This window comes from Nocardioides salarius (genome assembly GCF_016907435.1).
In the GTDB taxonomy this organism is placed as follows: Bacteria; Actinomycetota; Actinomycetes; order Propionibacteriales; family Nocardioidaceae; genus Nocardioides; species Nocardioides salarius.
In genome coordinates, this window is record NZ_JAFBBZ010000001.1 from 2364487 (window position 1) to 2382303 (window position 17817).

Consider the following 17817-nt stretch of genomic DNA (forward strand, 5'->3'; position numbering starts at 1 on the left):
CCATGGCGCACGTCCTGATGCCCCACCTCGGAGTCTCGGTCACCGAGGGCACGCTCTCCTCCTGGCTCAAGCAGGTGGGCGAGACCGTGGAGGTCGGTGAGCCGATCTGCGAGGTGTCCACCGACAAGGTCGACACCGAGATCGAGAGCACCGTCGCCGGCGTCCTGACCCAGCAGCTGCACGCCGTCGACGACGTCGTCCAGGTCGGGGAAGCCCTGGCGGCGATCGCGAGCCACGACGAGATCGAGCCCGAACCATCGATCGTCCCCGACCCGACGTCCTTCGGTGCGGGCTCCGAGCCCGAGCCGCCCGAGGCTCTCGAGTCGCGGACGCCGGACACGCCGGTCCCCGACGGCGCGTTGGTCCTGATGCCCCGGCTCGGGGTGTCGGTCACCGAGGGCACGGTCTCCTCCTGGCTCAAGCAGGTGGGCGAGACCGTGGAGGTCGGTGAGCCGATCTGCGAGGTGTCCACCGACAAGGTCGACACCGAGATCGAGAGCACGGTCGCGGGGATGCTGGCCGAGCAGCGCTACGCCGAGGGCGAGGTCGTCCAGGTCGGCGAGCCGCTCGCGGTCGTGACCAGAGACGGGTCCCCTGCTCCCGCGGTGGGAACCTCGCCCGCGGCCGTCCCCGCGTCGCCCCCCGTACCTGCCACGCTGCGACCCCACCGTTTCGATCACGAAGCAGAGGTTCGGAGGGTGCTTGACGGACTGGAGCGCTCCGGGCGGTCGCCGGCGTCTCCAGGGGCCCGTAGGCTCGCGGCTGATCTCGGGGTGGACCTCGCCACGGTGCGAGGCACCGGTGGCGCCGGGCACGTCACCCGCCGGGACGTCCTCGAGTGGGCCCGGCGGCCCCAGCCCGTGGCGGCACAGCGCGACGACGTGGCCCCGGCCGCCGCGTCGCTTCCCAAGCCGGGACCTGCCGGCCTGCCGGCGGGTTACGAGGACGTGCCGCACGACGAGGTGGCGACCAGCCGCATCCGACGGGTCACTGCCGAGCACATGACACGGTCACGGCGCACTGCTGCCCACATGACCACCGAGGTCGACGTCGACCTGGGTCGACTCACCGAGGTGCGCGCCCGGCTGAACGCTCGGCGCGCCAGCGTTGGCGAAGGGAAGCTGTCGTTCCTGCCGTTCGTCGCCCGCGCGACCTGCGCTGCGCTGCTGGAGCACCGCGACCTGAATGCGACCTTCGAGCCCGAACGCTTGTTGCGCTGGAACGAGGTCAACCTCGGCATCGCCGTCGACACCCCACGAGGCTTGATGGTCCCGGTGCTGCGGGCGGCCCAGCGGATGACGCTGGAGACCCTGGCCGAGGGCATCACCGATGTCGCAGGTCGGCTCCGGGACGGCAAGCCGGAGCCGGACGACTTCCGTGCCGGGACGTTCACGATCAGCAACCCCGGCTCGGTGGGTGCGGTGTCGGCGCCGGCCATCATCAACCAGCCGCAGGTCGCGATCCTGGGCATGCCCACCATCCAGCGCAAGCCGTGGGTCGTGGTGCTGCCGGACGGGCAGGAGACGATCGCCATCCGGCCGATCCTGCGACTGGCGTTGACCTTCGACCACCGAGCCGTCGACGGTGCCGACGCCACGCGGTGCCTCGTCGACATCGGCCGCCGCCTCGAGGCCTGGGACGCCGACGACTACCGCTGAGCCGTGAGCACGCTCGTGCCCCGCATGCGACGCATGCGGGGCACGGGCATTGCTGGACCGGGTGCGGCCGTCGGCGTCCGGGTCAGTCCGGGAGAACTGCGCGTGCGGACGCCAGGGCCGGCAGCTGGTCGGTCCCCAAGCCGTAGAGCAGGTAGTTCCAGAACTGGTAGGCCAGCTCGCGGGAACGGAGCTTCCCTCCGGGCCGGTACCACTGGTAGGCCCAGTTGCACATCCCGAAGGTCGCGAGCGCGGCCAGGTGCGTGTCGACGGGGCGGATCACTCCCGTCGCGACGCCGTCGGCGATCAGCTCCTCCACGATCTTCTCGTAGCGGTCCCGCTTGAGCTTGATCGGCCCACGGGCCTCCACGGTCAGCTCGCGGTGGTGCTCGAAGAACACACGCACGTGACCGCGGTGGGTCTCCATGAGCTCGAGGATGTCGGCCATGACCTCGAGCAGGAGCTGCTCGGAGCGCAGGCCCGTGTCGAGACGGGCCAGGTGCCGGTCGATGAGCAGGTCGATGAACTCCTCGTGGATCGCGTGGAGGATGTCGTCCTTGCTGGGGAAGTAGTGGTACAGAGTCGGCTTGGCGACCCCGACCTCTCGGGCGATGTCGTCCATCGTGGTGCTCGAGTAGCCGCTCTTGTCGAAGAGTCCGGCCGCCAGCGTCACGACCTGCTGACGTCTCTCGCCCGAGGACATCCGACGACGCGCCGCCCGATCAACTGTCTCCACCTTGCGTTCCTCTCTTGAGGGCTCGTCATGGCCCTCGGCTCAGCATATCGCTCGATGGGTCTCAACCGACCAGTCGGTCGAAAAGTTTCGCCGCCGACTGTCTGGCCGGTCTATACCGGCCCGTCACGGTTGAGCGGGGCGTAGACGTCCCGCCGTCATGTTCGATCAGCCACAAGGCCGCGTCAAGCGGCAGTTCGGCCATGGCTATCTGAAGAATTTGTGACTGGAGTCACCGGAACTGCTTGACAGTGTGATGGTGGCTACATAGTTTTCCTGACAGCGAACCGACCGACGAGTCGGATGGATGAGGAGTGGTGATGAGCAGCACGAGCGAGAGGTCCCTGGCGGTCGCCGGGGTGCGGCATGCTGCCGCGGTCCTCGTCGACGCTGCGTGCGACGTGTGCGCCGCCTGCGCCGCGGGCGCGCGGTTGCACTGCACCCGCCCCCTCGTCGAAGGCCGGCAGCTCACCGCACCGATGCCCCGGGTCGTCGCCGAGGAGATGCTCGAGGCGGTGACCGCGGTGGCGGCCCTGGTCGAGGCGCCACGGGTCGGCACGGTCGTGGTGGCCGCCCCTGCTGACTCGTCGCTGGCGGTCCTGGTGCGCGCGGTCTCGCCTTCTCGGGTGCTCTTCGCCGCCGACCTGCGCGACGAGGCCCTGCGTGCCGATCTCGGCCGCCTGGAGCCGTCGGGCCGCGCCCGCGTGGTCGTCGCGACCGGTGACGTGCGAGCGGCCGTCCGGGCGGTCCGTCGCGGCGGTCACGTCTGTGTCGGTGGCCCGGTCCTCGACGCCCCGAGCGTCACCGAGCTGGTGCAGCGCGAGGTCAGCCTGGTCGCACCGCTCGACGCCGCCGCAGTGCTGGGCCGGGTCTCGACGCAGGTCTGGTCAGCAGCAGTGGCCGCAGCCGCTTAAGCCCCCGCCCCCCATCGAACGACATCCGCAGCAACCACCTCAGGAGGAACAGCATGGGTCGCACCGCAGACGGTCAGTGGTCGGAGGAGTGGACTCCGCCCGTCTTCTCGATCGACGCGAACGGCAAGGTCATCGGTTACGTCAACGACCGGACCCCCAACAACTGGGGCCGTTGGGGCGAGCTGGACGAGAAGGGCACGGCGAACCTGCTGACGCCCGAACGCGTGGCGGCAGCGGGCAGGCTGATCGAGACCGGCAAGGTCGTCAGCCTGGCCATCCCGCTCGACAGCACCGGTCCGGTCCACCCGACCCGCACCGGTGTCGTCCACCTCTACGGCTACACCGGGTCGGACTTCGTGGCGGGCACCAAGGCGGGTCAGGACTACCCGAACTTCCAGGGCACCGACGACTACATCTTCATGCCTCTGCAGGGGAGCACGCAGTGGGACGGTCTGTCTCACTTCTTCTACAAGGACACGATGTTCAACGGCTTCTGGATCGGCAACGTCGAGTCCTACGCCGGTGCTCGCCGAGGCTCCATCCACCAGATGAAGGACACGCTGGTGGGGCGCGGTGTGCTGCTGGACCTGCCGAAGTTCAAGGGCGTCGACCGTCTCCAGCCCGGCTACGGCATCACGCCCGACGACCTCGACGCCTGTGCCGAGGCCCAGGGAGTGACCGTCGGGGAGGGCGACATGCTCGTCCTGCGCACCGGTCACGTGCCGTGGTACTACGAGATCGAGAACAAGATGGACTACTGGGGCTCGGCCCCGGGCATCACCCGAGCAGTCGTCGACTGGTTGGCCGAGAAGGACGTCGCCGCGCTGGCGATGGACAACATCGCGGTCGAGGTCGAGCCCTTCGAGGACGGCGCCGAGCACGTCTACCCGCTGCACGCCCGCCTCATCCGCGACCTCGGGCTCACCCTCGGCGAGGTCTGGTGGCTCGAGGAGCTCGCGTCGACCTGCGACGAGCTCGACCGCTACGAGTTCTTCCTCTCGGCCCCGCCGCTGAACGTGACCAACGCGTCGGGGTCGCCGACCAACCCCGTGGCCATCTTCTGACCCGTCGGGCATCCGCCCCCGGTGGTCCGGCGGTCTCCTCGCGAGCCCGCTGGACCACCGGCGCCACCCCCACACGCACTCTCCACGAGGTAGGCAATGCACACAGCACAGCGCACCAGTGACCTGGACCGCAGTCGACGGCTCGTCCTCGGCGAGGTCCTGGCCCGCAACGCCCGACGTGAGCCGCACCGTGCGGCTGTGGTCTTCGAGGACTCCTCCCTGACCTTCGCCGAGCTGGACACGCGGGTGAACCGGCTGGCCAACGCCCTGGCCGAGCGCGGAGTGGGTCGCGGCGACAAGGTGGCTGTGCTCATGTACAACCGGCTGGAGGTCGTCGAGTCGTTCTTCGCGTGCCAGAAGCTCGGTGCCTGTCCGGTACCGGTGAACTTCCGGCTGGCAGCCAGCGAGCTCGCGTACATCCTGGAGAACTCCGACTCGGTCGCGGTGCTGACCGACGACGAGCTCGCCCCGCTGGCTCTGCGCTCCACCTCGGACCTGGCGGCCGTGCGCTTCGTCGCCTCCACCGGTCGACCGGTCCAGGGCGCTCTGTCGTACGAGGACCTGGTGGCCGGCGGATCGCCGGAGGACCCGGGTGTGGACGTCGACGAGGACGACTTGGCCTTCCTGATGTACACCTCCGGGACCACGGGGCGTCCCAAGGGCGCGATGCTCACCCACCAGAACCTGGTGTCGAACACCATCAACTGGATCCTGGAGATGGAGGCTCGCCCCGGCGACGCCTGGCTCTCTGGTCTGCCGCTGTTCCACATCGGTGGCGTCAATGGGCTGCTCCCCTTCATCTACCTCGCGGGGACCTGCGTCATCACGCCGTCGACCAGCTTCGACCCCCAGGAGTCCCTGCGGTTGCTCGAGAAGCACAAGCCGGACATGTGCTACTTCGTTCCTACCCAGTGGCAGCAGATCTGCGAGCTGCCGGGGGCGGCGACCTCGGAGACGACGAACCTGCGGCGGGCCCTGTGGGGCGCTTCGCAGGCCCCGCCGAGCACTCTAGAGCTGTTGGTCGAGACGTTCCCCGCCGTGGGCATCGTCAACGCTTTCGGTCAGACCGAGATGTCGTCGAACACCTGCTTCCTCAAGGCCGACGACGCCGTGCGGAAGATGGGATCGGTGGGTCTGCCCGCCGTCAACGTCGAGGTCCGCATCGTCGACGAGGACGGTCAGGACGTGGCGCCAGGGGAGGTCGGCGAGATCGTCTACCGGGGCCCGACGGTGATGAAGGGCTACTACAAGGCGGACGAGGCCACGGCGGACGCGTTCCGTGGAGGCTGGTTCCACTCCGGCGACCTCGTCCGGCAGGACGACGAGGGCTTCATCTACGTCGTCGACAGGGTCAAGGACATGATCATCAGCGGGGGCGAGAACATCTACCCGGCCGAGGTCGAGCGGGCCGTGGAGAGGCACCCAGCCGTGCGCGAGGTCGCCGTCATCGGGGTCCCCCACCCGCGCTGGGTCGAGACGCCCGTGGCCGTGGTGGTCTCCGACACCGAGGAGCACCCCGACCAGAGCGAGGTGCTGGACTTCCTCAGGAGCGACCTGGCGTCGTACAAGAAGCCGCGCGCAGTCGTCTACGTCGACGAGCTGCCGCGCAACGCGTCGGGCAAGATCCTCAAGCGCGAGCTGAGGGACAGCTACTGGGGCCTGTTCGCTCCTCCGGAGGCGACCGAGTGAGCCTCCTGACCGTGCCGACCCGCACCGACCAGAGGGGGGTCCGCCACTACGACGTCTCGCTACCGGTCGACCTCGTCGACATGTTGCGCAGCACGGTGCGCGAGCGGGGCGCCCACCCCGCGTTCGTGACCGATGGAGGCGGGCTGACCTGGACGGAGACGGGTGCAGAGGTCGAGGCCCTGGCCCGGCGCCTGGCCGGTGCCGGGGTGCGACCCGGTGACCGCGTCGCGGTCCTGGCCGGCAACGGGTTGCCGTTCACGACAGCAGTGTTCGCCGTGTGGGCCGCAGGTGCGATCGCGGTGCCTCTGAACTTCCGACTGACCGCCGGGGACCTCGGGGGCCTGCTCAGTGACAGCGGGGCTCGTCTCCTGCTGGTCGGGCCGGGCCTGGAGCAGCTGGCCGCCGACTCGGTGGCGCAGTGCGGCGCGCCGCCGGAGGTCGCCCATGCTGATGGGGTCGGCCGGCTGCTCGTGGGCGGCGCCGAGGGAGGCCTCCCCGACCGCACGCCGGGTGGCGACGCACCCGCCGCGGTGATGTACACCTCCGGCACCACTGGTCGGCCCAAGGGTGTTGTGATCAGCCACGGCAACGCGCTGCAGAACGCCGTCACGTGCACCAGCGTGATCGGTCGGGGACCCGACGACGTGGAGCTGGTGATGGTCCCGCAGTTCAACATCACCGGCCTGTGCTCGCAGACGGTGCCGGTGGCTCTGCTGGGGGCGACGGCGTATCTCCTCGACGGCTTCGACGCGGCCCGTGCCCTGGACGCGGTCGGTGAGCACGGCTGCACCTCGACCGTCGGTGCCCCCACCATGTGGTGGCGCATGCTGGAGCAGAGCGACGAGCACGGTCGAGACGAGCTCACCGGGCTGCGTCTCGCGCTCTTCGGCGGCGCGCCGATGCCGACCGCGCTGCTGCAGCGAATGCACGACGCGATGCCCGACGCCACCCTCGGGAACGGCTTCGGCATGACCGAGACCTGCTCGATGCTCACCTACGTGGGCGGGGACGACGTTCTGCGGGTGCCGCACAGCGTCGGTGGCCCCCTGCCGCTGACCGAGCTGCGTCTCCTTCGGCCCGGGACCGACCAGGAGGCCGGCGACGGCGAGATCGGCGAGATCGTGGTGCGTGGTGCCCAGGTCGCGCTCGGCTACTGGACCGGTGACGGCATCGTGCCCCTGACGGACACGGAGGGCTGGATCTCCACCGGCGACGCTGCCGTCCTCGAGGACGGCTTCGTGGTCCTGCGCGATCGGCTCAAGGACGTCATCAAACGTGGAGGCGAGTCAGTCTTCAGCTTCGAGGTCGAGAACGTCCTCTACCAACACTCGGGAGTCCTGGACGCCGCAGTGGTCGGCGTCCCGGACGAGCAGTACGGCGAACGCGTGGTTGCGCACGTGGTCGCCAAGCCTGGCTCTGACCTCACATCCGAGGGGGTCCGCGCCTTCTGTCGAGATCATCTCGCCCACTTCAAGGTTCCGTCCGTGGTCGAGATACGGGAAGAGCTACCGCGAAATCCCGGCGGCAAGGTGGTCAAGTCTGCGCTCCGCAGCGCTCCCACCAGCTGATCCATCCCCACATCCTGTTCGACCCATGCTTTTGAAGGAGCACGGAATGAAGCGCACCATCCGCCTTGCCGCAGCAACACTCGCAACCGCCTTGGCCCTCACAGGGTGTTCCATGGGCGATGACGGCGACAACGAGAGCGAAGGCTCCAACGACAGCACCACCTCTGGGGAGAGCACTGCCGGGGAGCCCGTCGAGGACATCTCGGTCGGCTTCGTGGCCGTGAACCTCAACTCGCCCAGCATCAACGGGATCAAGGACCAGTTCGTCGAGGCCGCCGAGGAGAAGGGTTGGACCGTCGAGGTGTTCGACGGCCAGGGGGACCAGGCAGCGACCAACAACGCCGCCAGCGACTTCATCAGCCGCGGGGTCGACGTCATCGTCAACAACTCCTCCCCCAACGCACAGATGACCGGGGTGATGGAGGAGGCCGAGGCGGCGGGGATCCCGTTCGTCTCCATCTACGGCGGCTTCGTGGAGGGTGTCGACGCTGAGATCGGCACCAACGAGTTCATCAACAGCACCCTGGTCACGGGGGAGATGGTCAACCGTCTCGGTGGCAACGGTCGCATCGTCAAGCTCAACTGGACGGTGCTCCAGGCATTGCGGGACCGGGACGCCGGCTTCAAGGCCGTCGTCAGCGAGAACCCGGGGATCGAGGTCGTCCGCGAGATCGAGGTCAAGGTCCCGGGGCAGGTGGAGGACTCCTACGCCCAGCTGACGAACCTGCTCCAGTCCGACAAGAACATCGACGCCATCTGGCTGGGATGGGACGAGCTCGCCCCGTCGGCAGTTCGCGCCATCGAGGAGGCCGGTCTCGAGGACAAGGTCTTCGCAATGGGCTTCGACGGCAATGCGTTCGCCTGGGACCTGATCCGGGAGGGCTCGCCCTACGTCCTGGAGCCGGCCAACCCCTTCCCGCTGATGGGTGGCAAGGCCGTCGAGACGATCGAGACGATCGTCGGTGGCGGCGAGCTGCCCAGCAAGGTCGTCTACATGAAGCCCTGCCTGGTCAACGTGCAGACCGTGCCTGCTGAGGGTGAGGAGCCCGACTGGGAGAACTGCGCGTACTTCCCCGGTGAGGTCTGATCCGAGCCACCCACACGCAAAAACGAGGCGACAGGCACCTGACGTGACGAAGCAGAACGAGCCGGGGCGGGAGACCCCTCGCCCCGGCACGCTCCTGGAGGTCCGCGACGCAGTCAAGGACTATCCCGGGACACGGGCACTGGACCACATGGACTTCTCCCTCCTGGCGGGGGAGGTGCACGCCCTCCTCGGTGAGAACGGCGCCGGCAAGTCCACCCTCATCAAGGCACTCGCGGGTGCCATCCAGCTCAGCGCCGGCACCATCGAGGTCGACGGCGTCGAGGTGGAGATCCGCAACCCGCAGCGGGCGCAGGCCCTCGGTGTGTCGGTCGTCCACCAGCACGGCAACCTCATCCCCGAGCTGTCGATCACCGAGAACGTGCTGATGGTGGAGGGACTGGGGCGTCGCGCGGGAATCCTCGTCAGTTGGCGCACAGCCCACCGGCGCACTGCCCGGCTGCTGGAGCGGGTCGGCCTGTCCGAGCTGGATCCTCACCGCGAAGTCTCTACGCTCGGTCCCCACGAGCAGGCCATGGTCGCCGTCGCCAAGGCCCTGGCCAGCAACGCTCGGGTGATCATCCTCGACGAGCCGACCACGGCGCTCCAGCCGGCGGAGGTCGACACGCTCTTCGCCCAGATGCGCAAGCTCACGGAGGAGGGCATCGGGTTCGTCTTCGTGACCCACCGGCTCGGCGAGGTGTTCAAGGTCTGCGACCGGATCACCGTCATGCGTGACGGGGCCCTGGTCGGGACGTGGGACGCAGCGGACCTCGATCACGACTCGCTCGTGGACCAGCTGGTGGGCGCGGAGAAGCAGATCTCGCACGAGGCCTACCGCGGTGCGGGACAAACGGGTGAGGTGGTCCTGGAGGTCCGTGGACTGCGTGGTGACGTGCTGCGTGGCCTCGACCTCGTGGCTCGGGCCGGGGAGGTCGTGGGCGTGGCCAGCCTTCCCGGAGAGGGAGCCGAGCAGGTCGTCGAGTCGCTCTACGGACTGTGTCGCGCGCAGGGCGAGATCCTGGTCCGTGGGGTGCCCAAGAAGATCCGGAGCCCGCAGCAAGCAGTCAGGGCAGGGATGGCGCTCGTGCCGCGCGACAGGCTGGGGCAGGGGCTGGTCAGCGACCTCTCCATCCGCGAGAACGCCACCCTGGCCACCACCCGCGACTACGTCAGCGATCCTGTCCTGCGCTGGATGCGCAAGGGGCGGGAGCGCCGCGACGTCACAGCGGTGATGGACCAGCTGAACCTGAAGAGTGGGGGTCTCGAGAGCGAGGTCCGAACACTGTCGGGTGGCAACGCCCAGAAGGTGGTCATCGGCCGCTGGTTGCTGAGCCGCGCCACGGTCTACCTGCTCGACTCGCCCACCGCCGCAGTCGACGTGCACACGAAGGGCGAGATCTATGCCCTGGCCCGCAGCCTCGCCGACGACGGCGCGGCCGTGATCTTCACCTCCACCGAGCTCGAGGAGTTCGTCCGGGTCTGCGACCGGGTCCTCGTGCTGCACGACGGAGAGGTCGTCGGCGAGCTCGCTGGCGACGAGAACACCGTCAACTCGATCATGCGACTGTCCTTCGGGAGGAATAGTGACTAGCACAACCCCAGTGGTGGAGGCGCCACCGGCGAACCACCCGCGCCAGCAGTCATCGAGGGGCGACAAGATCGTCGACCTGGTGAGCCGCTACGGGACCATCGCCAGCCTGGTCACGTGCATCGCCGTCTTCAGCCTGTTGCGGCCCGAGGTCTTCGCGACCAGCCAGAACTTCTTCAACGTGCTCAACCAGGTGGCCATCCTCGGCATCATTGCCCTCGGACTGACGGTGGCGCTGGTCCAGGGTCTCTTCGACCTCAGTCTCGCCGGCATGGCCACGCTCGGTGGCTTCCTGGCCTGCAAGTGGTTGGCGGAGGGCACGCTCAGCAGCCCGATCCTCGCCGTCCTCATCGTGCTGGCGCTGGCGTTGGCGATCGGGGCCTTCAACGGAGTGGTGGTGGCGTACGGAGGCGTGTCCGCCTTCATCGTCACCCTGGCGATGGGTTCCATCCTCACCGGCGTCACTCTCGGGGTCTCGGACTCCCAGACGGTCCTCTCAGGCATCCCCGACGGGTTCCTCATCATGGGGCAGGGGGAGGTCGGCCCCATCCCGACGCCGGTCGTGATCCTCGCCGTCGTCGCTGTCGTGCTCTACGTCCTGCTCGAGCAGACCCAGATCGGTCGCCACATGTACGCCATCGGGGGCAATGCGGAGACGTCGCGGCTGTCCGGCATCCCGGTCAGGCGCTACGCCTTGATCGCGCTGGGGATCTCGGCGGCGTGCGCTGCCCTCGGCGGCATGGTCGTGGCCGCCAACCTGGGTGTCGGCCGGCCCCAGGGCGTCGGTGACACCTACCTGCTCGACTCGTTCGCGGCGGCGTTCATCGGAGCCTCTACCTTGCGCCCGGGCAGGTTCCACATCCTCGGCACGGTGGTGGGGGTGCTGCTGATCGGGGTCATCAACAACGGCCTGTCGATCATGGGTGTCGAGACGTTCTGGCAGTACGCGGTGCGCGGCATCATCCTGTTGCTGGCCGTGTTCGCCGCGAGCTTCCTCGTGATGAGGCGGCGATGAGCGAGGCGGGCGGACCAGACCATCGCGTCGTCGTCGTCACCGGAGGCGCTCGAGCAGGAGGCATGGGCCGCGCGATCGCGGAGTCCTTCCTGCGCCTGGGTGACGCCGTCGTCCTCTCGGACGTCGGGGCACCCCTCGCGAGCCATCCCGACTACGAGGTGGCGCCGCCGGACCACCTCTCGCAGGCCGCGGCCGAGCTCGACGCGCTGGGGCCGGTCCTGCCGGTCGCCTGCGACGTGACCGACGAGGAGCAGGTCGAGGCGCTGTTCGACGCCGCGGTCGCAGAGCACGGGCGGGTGGACGTGCTGGTGAACTGCGCAGGCCTGGCGATCGGGCTGACGCCGGTGACGGAGCTGACCCTGCGCGACTGGCAGGTCAACATCGACGTGATGGCCACCGGCGCGTTCCTCTGTGCCCGCGAGGCGGCACGTCGGATGGTGCCCAGGGGCGCGGGTCGCATCATCACGATCGCCTCGCAGGCCGGCAAGACCGGGATGCCGCTCCTAGCTGCCTACTCCGCGTCCAAGTTCGCGGTCATCGGTCTCACCCAGAGCATGGCGGCTGAGCTCGGCGAGCACGGCGTCACCGTCAACGCGATCTGTCCCGGCACCATCGACACACCGCTGCTGGCCGTGCAGGGCGGCGTCTACCAGACGTTCTCGGGGGCCGCGGGCCGCTCGGAGGACGAGTACCGGCGCCGGTTGGCTCGCCAGATCCCGGCACGTCGGTTCGGTGTGCCCGGTGACGTCGCTGCGGCAGCGGTCTACCTGGCATCCGAGGGCGCGTCCTTCGTCACCGGTGAGGCGTTGAACGTGACCGGTGGGCAGGAGATGCACTGAATGGGAACCACCACGCCGGGCCTGGTCTTCCACGGCCCCCACGACGTACGCGTCGAAGAGCTCGTGCAGCCGCCCCTGGGCCGCTGCGACGTGCTCCTCGACGTGGAGGCATGCGGAGTATGCGGGTCCGACCTGGCGTCGTACGCGCACGGTCACTACATCGAGCCCGGGCAGGTGATGGGACACGAGCTGTCCGCGACCGTGGCGGCGCTGGGCGACGCGCTCGAGGGCCTGCGGGTGGGTGAGCGGGTAGCCGTGCGTCCGATGCGCTCGTGCGGGACCTGCGACTACTGCGCCGAGGGAGACACGCACCTGTGCGGCGCCACGGCCGGGCGATCGCTCGGCTACGGCGTGCAGGGAGCCTTCGCGCGGCAGCTCCTCGTCCCAGACGTCGTGGTCGGTCGAGACCTGTTGCCGGTGCCCGACCACGTCGACCCCTTCGACCTGCTCTGGGCCGAGCCCCTGGCCGTCGCCCTGCACGCCGTGCGCCTCGTCGGTCCCGCGTCGAAGCGGCGCCTGCTGGTGACCGGCGCCGGTGCCGTCGGACTGGCGGTGACAAGCGCCGCCATCGCCCTCGGTCTCGAGGTCGAGGTGGTCGAGCCCCTGGCCGAGCGACGCGCGGCAGCTCGGGACGTGGGCGCCAGTGCCTGGGCACCGGGCGAGCTCGCCGAGACAGCCACGTTCGACGCCCTCGTGGACGCGTCGGGGGTGCCCGCCGCGGTGACCGCGGTGCTGTCCCTGCTGTCCCCGACCGCGCCGGTGGTGCTGGTCGGCCTCAACGACGCCGCCGTGCCCTGGCCTGTCGGCGCGCACCGTGTCAGCGGTTCGTTCGCCTACGTGGACTCGGACTTCGCAGATGCCGTCGACCTGATCAGCACCGGGCGGGTGTCTCTCGGCGCCATGGTCACCCATCGATACGCCCTCGAAGATGCGGACCGGGCCCTCGGAGCGCCTCACCCCGACGACCACGTCGTCAAGGCCGCGATCGTGCCTCGGGCCTGACCTCGCCCCCGCCCCCCCCGCCGCCACCACACTGCCCTCGGGCGCGCCCGCGAACGGGGCCGTCCACTGTCAAGGAGCTCCCGTCGTATGAATGCACCTTCCGTCCCCAGCTCAGTCACCTTCGACCTCGCCGGGTCCCGCGTGTGGGTCACGGGCGCCAGTCGTGGCCTGGGTCGGGCGATGGCCCTCGGGTTCGCCGCCGCAGGCGCCCAGGTCGCGTTGACCGCCCGCTCGGCTGACGGGATCAAGGAGGTGGCCGTGGAGATCGAGGCGATGGGTGGTGAGCCCCTCGTCCTGGTCGGCTCGGTCTCCGACAGCGAGGCCGTGTCGCGTTCCGCCGCGATCATCCGCGAGGAGTGGGGCGGCCTGGACGTCCTGGTCAACTGCGCCGGCATCAGTCCGACGTTCAAGCGCGCCGAGCTCCTCGAGGACGAGGAGTGGCGTCACGTGCTGGACATCAACGTCACAGGCACGTTCCTCTGCGCACGCGAGGCCGGCAAGCTGATGCTGGACAGCGGCGGGGGAGCCGTCGTGAACATCTCCAGCATCCACGGGCAGGTCGGCATGGAGCGGATGTTGGCCTACTCCGCGAGCAAGGGCGCCGTCGACTCCATCACCCGCACGCTCGCCCTCGAGTGGGCTGAGCGGGGCGTGCGCGTCAACACCATCTCGCCCGGTTACTTCGAGACCGACATGACAGAGGCCCTGCGCGGCCACCAGAAGTGGCGCGGTCACCTGCTCTCGAAGATCCCCATGGGCCGGTTCGGTGTCCCGGAGGAGATCGTGTCCGCGGCGCTCTTCCTGGCGTCGGACGCCTCGGGGTTCATGACCGGGTCGAACTTGGTCGTCGACGGCGGCTGGACCGCGGCATGAGTGCGCCGCTCCCGGACGTGGGTGTCTGGGAGGTGCTGTACACGACGCGTGCCATGAGACGAATGCACCCGGATCCGATCCCGATGGAAGTGCAGGCGCGGATCATGGACGCCGCGGTACGGGCACCGAGCGGCGGCGACAGCCAGGCGTGGCGCTTCCTGCTCGTTGACGACCCGACGGTCAAGGGGCAGCTCGCGGAGCCATATCGTGACTCGGTTCGCCTGCTGTGGCGCGGCCACTACTCCGCGCAGGCCGCGGCTGCCGAGGCGGATCCCCAGGCCGAGACCTCTCGCAAGTTCTTGAGGCTGCGCTCGAGCGTGCAGTACCTGGCGGACCACCTCGAGGAGGTGCCGTTGCTGTTCTTCGCCTTCTCCCGCAACGACCGTGACGGCAGCTCGACGTTCCCCGCCGTGTGGAGCGCGATGCTCGCGGCGCGTGCCCAGGGGGTGGGAAGCGCCATGACCAACGTCCTCGACATCTTCAGGCCTGACACGACCAAGGCGCTGCTGGGCGTCCCACCCGACCGCGGCTGGACCCTGGCCGCCACCGTGGCGATGGGCTACCCGAAGGGCCGGTGGGGCGTGGCCCCGCGCCAGCCGGCACACACCGTGACCTACCGCAACCGCTGGGGCGCCGACCCCGGGTTCAGCACCGAGGAACCCCTGTGGCCGCCGACCCGGCGGCACGCATGAGTCCGGTCGGTCCGGCTGGGGCCGCCTCCATGCCGGTGGCGGCCCCTCTCTACCCAGCGCCACCCTTCGAGTTCCGCGGCGCGCGCCAGACCTGGGTCGTCTACGAGGCCGACGCGGCGATGTTGGCGGCGTACCTGCCTGCGGGTGTGCAGCCGGACAGCGACCCGGCCGTGTGCGCGGCCTGGGCCTGCCACTACCCGTCCTCCACCTTCGGTCCCTATCTCGAGGCGTACCTCGTGGTGCGGGTCGAGGTCGCAGGGGAACGGTTCTGGTACCAACCGGTGATCGTCACCGATGCCGAGGCACCGATGGCTGCGGGGCGAGAGCTCTGGGGCTACGGCAAGAAGCTGGCCCACCTGACCTGGTCCGGTCGCGAGGCAGGGGGCCCGGGAGCCGAGCAGCTGGTCATGACGGTCGAGCGGCCGCGCGGTGTGCGCCTGATGACGCTCTCCATGCAACCTGAGCGGCTGGTGTCCGGCGAGGAGCTGGTGTCGCTGCCGGCCGCGGAGATGCTGCCGACGCTGAGCCACCGCATGGTCCCCGCCTCCGAGGCAGGGCGTCCGCCGGTCGTCGACGAGCTCGTGGCCGTAGACGTCCGGCCGCGCGCGCACCGTGGCGCAGACGGCCGGCCCGAGCTCTGGCGTGGGCGCGGGGCCGTGGACCTGGGCTCCGGCAGCGCTGCTGACCCGTGGCAGGTGTTCCGGCCCCTGCGGGTGCTGGACGCCTTCACCTCGCTCACCGACTTCACCCTTCCGCTCGGCCGTGTCGTGCCGCGCTCCTGAGAACGCCCCGACCCCGAGGAGAGAACATGGGCTACCGCCGCACCGCCGAGGAGATCGCCGCGATCCGCACGACGTTGTCGGGTGTCGAGTTCGTGGGCGGGGAGTCGCTCAGCGTCGACTTCCTGACCCACCCCGGCACGGTGAGAGCCATCCTGCCAGCCGAGCTGGAGCCTGGCGACGAGCCGCGACTCACGGCGCAGGTCAGCCGATGGCGCAGCAACTGCGTGGGCGACTTCGCGGCGTCGGCTGTCTACGTCAGCGCCCAGGACGAAGGCGTCACTGGCGACTACGTCCTGACCATGTTCATGAACAGCGACATGCCGCTGCTGTTCGGGCGTGACCTCTACGGGGAGCCGAAGAAGCTCGGGAGCTCGACGATCCACCGCAACGACGGACATATGACCGGTGTCCTCGCACGGCACGGGCACGAGCTGATCCGGATCGAGGCCGATCTGGGGGAGGATCGTGGACCGCGTGAGGTGCTCGGACGCAACTACAACGTCAAGTACGACCTCGCGCCCGACGGCAGCGGCCTCATCGGCTCCCCGACCTTGATGCGAGCCGAGTTCGCCCAGCACACGACGGTGCTTCGTACCGGTCCCGCGTCCCTGACCCTGGGCGGGACGGTGCACGACCCGCTGCACGAGCTCGAGATCCTGGAGCAGCGTGACGCGGTGTACGTGGAGACGGGGATGCGGGCCAGCTGCGAGGTGGTGGGCGCGATGGACGCAGCCGAGTTCTTCCCACTGGCTCTCGGGCGCTCGGACTACTGGCCGGCACTGGTCAGCGCGAGGCTGCCCACTCACTCGTAGCGGCGCACCCGCTCCTCGGGGGTGCCCGCGCCGCGGGTGAGCAGACCGGCCAGCTCGTGGGCGAGCACGGCGCCGACCCGGCGGCAGAACTCCTCGGGCTCCTCGGCGGCGTCGGGGCGCTCGGCGACGACCCGGTCGACGATGCCCGCCTCGTGCAGGTCGAGGGCGCGCACCCGCTGCTGGCGCGCCATGTCGGGGGCGTGGTCGAGGTCGCGGTGCACGATCGCGCTGGCTCCCTCGGGCGGCAGCGGCGAGAGCCACGCGTGCTGGGCGGCCACCACCCGGTCGGCCGGCAGCAGCGCCAGCGCCCCGCCGCCGTTGCCCTCGCCGAGCATCAGGCTCAGCGTGGGCGCGTCGAGGGTGACCAGGTCGCCCAGGCAGCGGGCGATCTCGCCGGCCAGGCCGCCGTTCTCGGCGTTCACGCTCAGCGCCGCGCCCTGGGTGTCGATGACGGTCAGCAGCGGCAGCCGCAGCTCGGAGGCCAGCCGCATCCCACGCCGCGCCTCGCGCAGCGCCTCCGGCCCGAGCGGGTGCGCCTTGGTCTGGCCGCGCCGGTCCTGGCCGAGGAAGACGCACGGCACGTCGCCGAAGCGCACCAGCGCGATCAGCAGCCCCGGGTCGGCCTCGCCCTGGCCGGTGCCGTTGAGCGGCACCACGTCGGAGGCGGCGTAGCGCAGCAGGCGGCGTACGCCGGGACGCTCGGGGTCGCGCGAGCGGGTGACGGCCTCCCACGTGTCGACGTCGGGGATGTCGTCGTCGCCGGGGTCGCCCACCTGTGCCATCTGCTCGCGCGGGGGCAGCATGATGTCGAGGGCGCGGTGCAGGATGTCGGCGATGTCCTCGGGTGCGACGACGGCGTCGATGATGCCGCGGGCGTAGAGGTTCTCCGAGGTCTGCACGTCCTCGGGGAAGTCCTCGCCGTAGAGCGCCTGGTAGACCCGCGGGCCCAGGAACCCCACCAGCGCGCCCGGCTCGGCGACCGTCACGTGGCCCAGCGAGCCCCAGCTGGCCATCACGCCGCCGGTCGTGGGGTGGCGCAGGTAGACCAGGTAGGGCAGCCCGGAGGTCTTGTGGGCCATCACCGCCTCGGCGATGCGCACCATCTGCACGAACGCCGGCGTGCCCTCCTGCATCCGGGTGCCGCCGCTGATCGGCGCCGCCAGCAGCGGCAGCCCCTCCGCGGTGGCCCGCTTGATGGTGGCGACCAGCCGGTCGGCCGTCGCCCGCCCGATCGAGCCGGCGAGGAAGCCGAACTCGCCCAGCACCACCGCCACCCGGCGCCCGCGCAGCACGCCCTCGCCGGTCACCACCGCCTCGTCGGTGCCGGCCTTCTCGCGCGCCGCCGCGAGCTCGGCGGCGTACTGCTCGCTGATCTCGCCGTACGCCGGTGCCTCGTCCCAGCCGCGCCACGACCCCTCGTCGAGCACGAGGTCGATGAGGTCGTGGGAGGTCAGCCTGGCCATGCGCCGAAGAGTAGGCCGTCGGCGCGTTTGAGGAGCAGGTC

At 69.9% G+C, this 17817-nt stretch carries 16 protein-coding genes; 14 read left to right on the top strand and 2 right to left on the bottom strand.

The features are described 5' to 3' along the window. Positions 1–2: 2 nt before the first annotated feature. Positions 3–1658: a 2-oxoglutarate dehydrogenase, E2 component, dihydrolipoamide succinyltransferase gene (gene sucB, locus JOE61_RS11325; RefSeq protein WP_193669545.1), complete on the top strand. Its 1656-nt coding sequence runs from the start codon at positions 3–5 to the stop codon at positions 1656–1658. Positions 1659–1740: 82 nt separating this feature from the next. Here the strand turns inward: sucB and JOE61_RS11330 are convergent, their stop codons facing one another. Beyond that, on the bottom strand, positions 1741–2358 hold the full coding sequence (locus tag JOE61_RS11330) for a TetR/AcrR family transcriptional regulator (protein WP_193669546.1): 618 nt from the start codon (positions 2356–2358) through the stop codon (positions 1741–1743). A 350-nt stretch (positions 2359–2708) separates the two neighbouring features. On the opposite strand from JOE61_RS11330, the gene JOE61_RS11335 reads away from it, so the two are divergent. The 13 genes from JOE61_RS11335 (at position 2709) to JOE61_RS11395 (ending at position 16313) form a co-directional block, all read left to right on the top strand. Beyond that, the gene (locus JOE61_RS11335; protein ID WP_193669547.1) at positions 2709–3302 is read left to right on the top strand and encodes a hypothetical protein; all 594 of its coding nucleotides are present in this window, start codon (positions 2709–2711) and stop codon (positions 3300–3302) included. A gap of 53 nt (positions 3303–3355) precedes the next feature. After that, a complete protein-coding gene (locus JOE61_RS11340) occupies positions 3356–4366 on the top strand; it encodes a cyclase family protein (protein ID WP_193669548.1) in 1011 nt (336 codons plus the stop codon). A 96-nt stretch (positions 4367–4462) separates the two neighbouring features. Beyond that, the gene (locus JOE61_RS11345) at positions 4463–6055 is read left to right on the top strand and encodes an acyl-CoA synthetase (protein ID WP_193669549.1); all 1593 of its coding nucleotides are present in this window, start codon (positions 4463–4465) and stop codon (positions 6053–6055) included. After that, the gene (locus JOE61_RS11350; protein ID WP_193669550.1) at positions 6052–7623 is read left to right on the top strand and encodes a class I adenylate-forming enzyme family protein; all 1572 of its coding nucleotides are present in this window, start codon (positions 6052–6054) and stop codon (positions 7621–7623) included. The genes JOE61_RS11345 and JOE61_RS11350 overlap by 4 nt, the downstream gene beginning before the upstream one ends. Positions 7624–7735: 112 nt before the next feature. Next, positions 7736–8710: a sugar ABC transporter substrate-binding protein gene (locus JOE61_RS11355; protein ID WP_193669551.1), complete on the top strand. Its 975-nt coding sequence runs from the start codon at positions 7736–7738 to the stop codon at positions 8708–8710. Between the two features lie 43 nt (positions 8711–8753). Continuing rightward, positions 8754–10301: a sugar ABC transporter ATP-binding protein gene (locus JOE61_RS11360; RefSeq protein WP_193669552.1), complete on the top strand. Its 1548-nt coding sequence runs from the start codon at positions 8754–8756 to the stop codon at positions 10299–10301. 79 nt (positions 10302–10380) lie between these two features. Continuing rightward, positions 10381–11313 carry an ABC transporter permease gene (locus JOE61_RS11365; protein WP_193669553.1) on the top strand — a complete coding sequence of 311 codons (933 nt, stop codon included), beginning with the start codon at positions 10381–10383 and terminating at the stop codon, positions 11311–11313. Beyond that, complete coding sequence (locus JOE61_RS11370; protein ID WP_227491881.1) at positions 11310–12152, top strand: SDR family NAD(P)-dependent oxidoreductase; 843 nt, start codon at positions 11310–11312, stop codon at positions 12150–12152. Before JOE61_RS11365 ends, JOE61_RS11370 begins: the two co-directional genes overlap by 4 nt. Continuing rightward, entirely contained in the window at positions 12153–13154 is a 1002-nt protein-coding gene (locus JOE61_RS11375; RefSeq protein WP_193669555.1) for a zinc-dependent alcohol dehydrogenase, read from the top strand. It abuts the gene before it with no gap. A gap of 87 nt (positions 13155–13241) precedes the next feature. After that, positions 13242–14027 carry an SDR family NAD(P)-dependent oxidoreductase gene (locus tag JOE61_RS11380; protein WP_193669556.1) on the top strand — a complete coding sequence of 262 codons (786 nt, stop codon included), beginning with the start codon at positions 13242–13244 and terminating at the stop codon, positions 14025–14027. 53 nt (positions 14028–14080) lie between these two features. Continuing rightward, positions 14081–14719, top strand: a complete 639-nt coding sequence (locus JOE61_RS11385; protein WP_227491882.1) for a nitroreductase family protein — start codon at positions 14081–14083, stop codon at positions 14717–14719. Then, a complete protein-coding gene (locus tag JOE61_RS11390; protein ID WP_193669557.1) occupies positions 14692–15501 on the top strand; it encodes an acetoacetate decarboxylase family protein in 810 nt (269 codons plus the stop codon). The genes JOE61_RS11385 and JOE61_RS11390 overlap by 28 nt, the downstream gene beginning before the upstream one ends. A 26-nt stretch (positions 15502–15527) precedes the next feature. Further along, entirely contained in the window at positions 15528–16313 is a 786-nt protein-coding gene (locus JOE61_RS11395; RefSeq protein WP_193669558.1) for an acetoacetate decarboxylase family protein, read from the top strand. Here the strand turns inward: JOE61_RS11395 and JOE61_RS11400 are convergent. Beyond that, positions 16304–17776, bottom strand: a complete 1473-nt coding sequence (locus JOE61_RS11400; RefSeq protein WP_193669559.1) for a carboxyl transferase domain-containing protein — start codon at positions 17774–17776, stop codon at positions 16304–16306. The genes JOE61_RS11395 and JOE61_RS11400 overlap by 10 nt on opposite strands. Positions 17777–17817: the final 41 nt, after the last annotated feature.

Excerpts from the sequence above, each read along its gene's own strand:
- sucB (WP_193669545.1), top strand. The coding sequence starts at position 3 with ATGGCGCACGTCCTGATGCCCCACCTCGGAGTCTCGGTCACCGAGGGC.
- JOE61_RS11330 (WP_193669546.1), bottom strand. The coding sequence starts at position 2,358 with ATGTCCTCGGGCGAGAGACGTCAGCAGGTCGTGACGCTGGCGGCCGGA.
- JOE61_RS11335 (WP_193669547.1), top strand. The coding sequence starts at position 2,709 with ATGAGCAGCACGAGCGAGAGGTCCCTGGCGGTCGCCGGGGTGCGGCAT.
- JOE61_RS11340 (WP_193669548.1), top strand. The coding sequence starts at position 3,356 with ATGGGTCGCACCGCAGACGGTCAGTGGTCGGAGGAGTGGACTCCGCCC.
- JOE61_RS11345 (WP_193669549.1), top strand. The coding sequence starts at position 4,463 with ATGCACACAGCACAGCGCACCAGTGACCTGGACCGCAGTCGACGGCTC.
- JOE61_RS11355 (WP_193669551.1), top strand. The coding sequence starts at position 7,736 with ATGGGCGATGACGGCGACAACGAGAGCGAAGGCTCCAACGACAGCACC.
- JOE61_RS11370 (WP_227491881.1), top strand. The coding sequence starts at position 11,310 with ATGAGCGAGGCGGGCGGACCAGACCATCGCGTCGTCGTCGTCACCGGA.
- JOE61_RS11375 (WP_193669555.1), top strand. The coding sequence starts at position 12,153 with ATGGGAACCACCACGCCGGGCCTGGTCTTCCACGGCCCCCACGACGTA.
- JOE61_RS11380 (WP_193669556.1), top strand. The coding sequence starts at position 13,242 with ATGAATGCACCTTCCGTCCCCAGCTCAGTCACCTTCGACCTCGCCGGG.
- JOE61_RS11385 (WP_227491882.1), top strand. The coding sequence starts at position 14,081 with ATGAGACGAATGCACCCGGATCCGATCCCGATGGAAGTGCAGGCGCGG.
- JOE61_RS11395 (WP_193669558.1), top strand. The coding sequence starts at position 15,528 with ATGGGCTACCGCCGCACCGCCGAGGAGATCGCCGCGATCCGCACGACG.
- JOE61_RS11400 (WP_193669559.1), bottom strand. The coding sequence starts at position 17,776 with ATGGCCAGGCTGACCTCCCACGACCTCATCGACCTCGTGCTCGACGAG.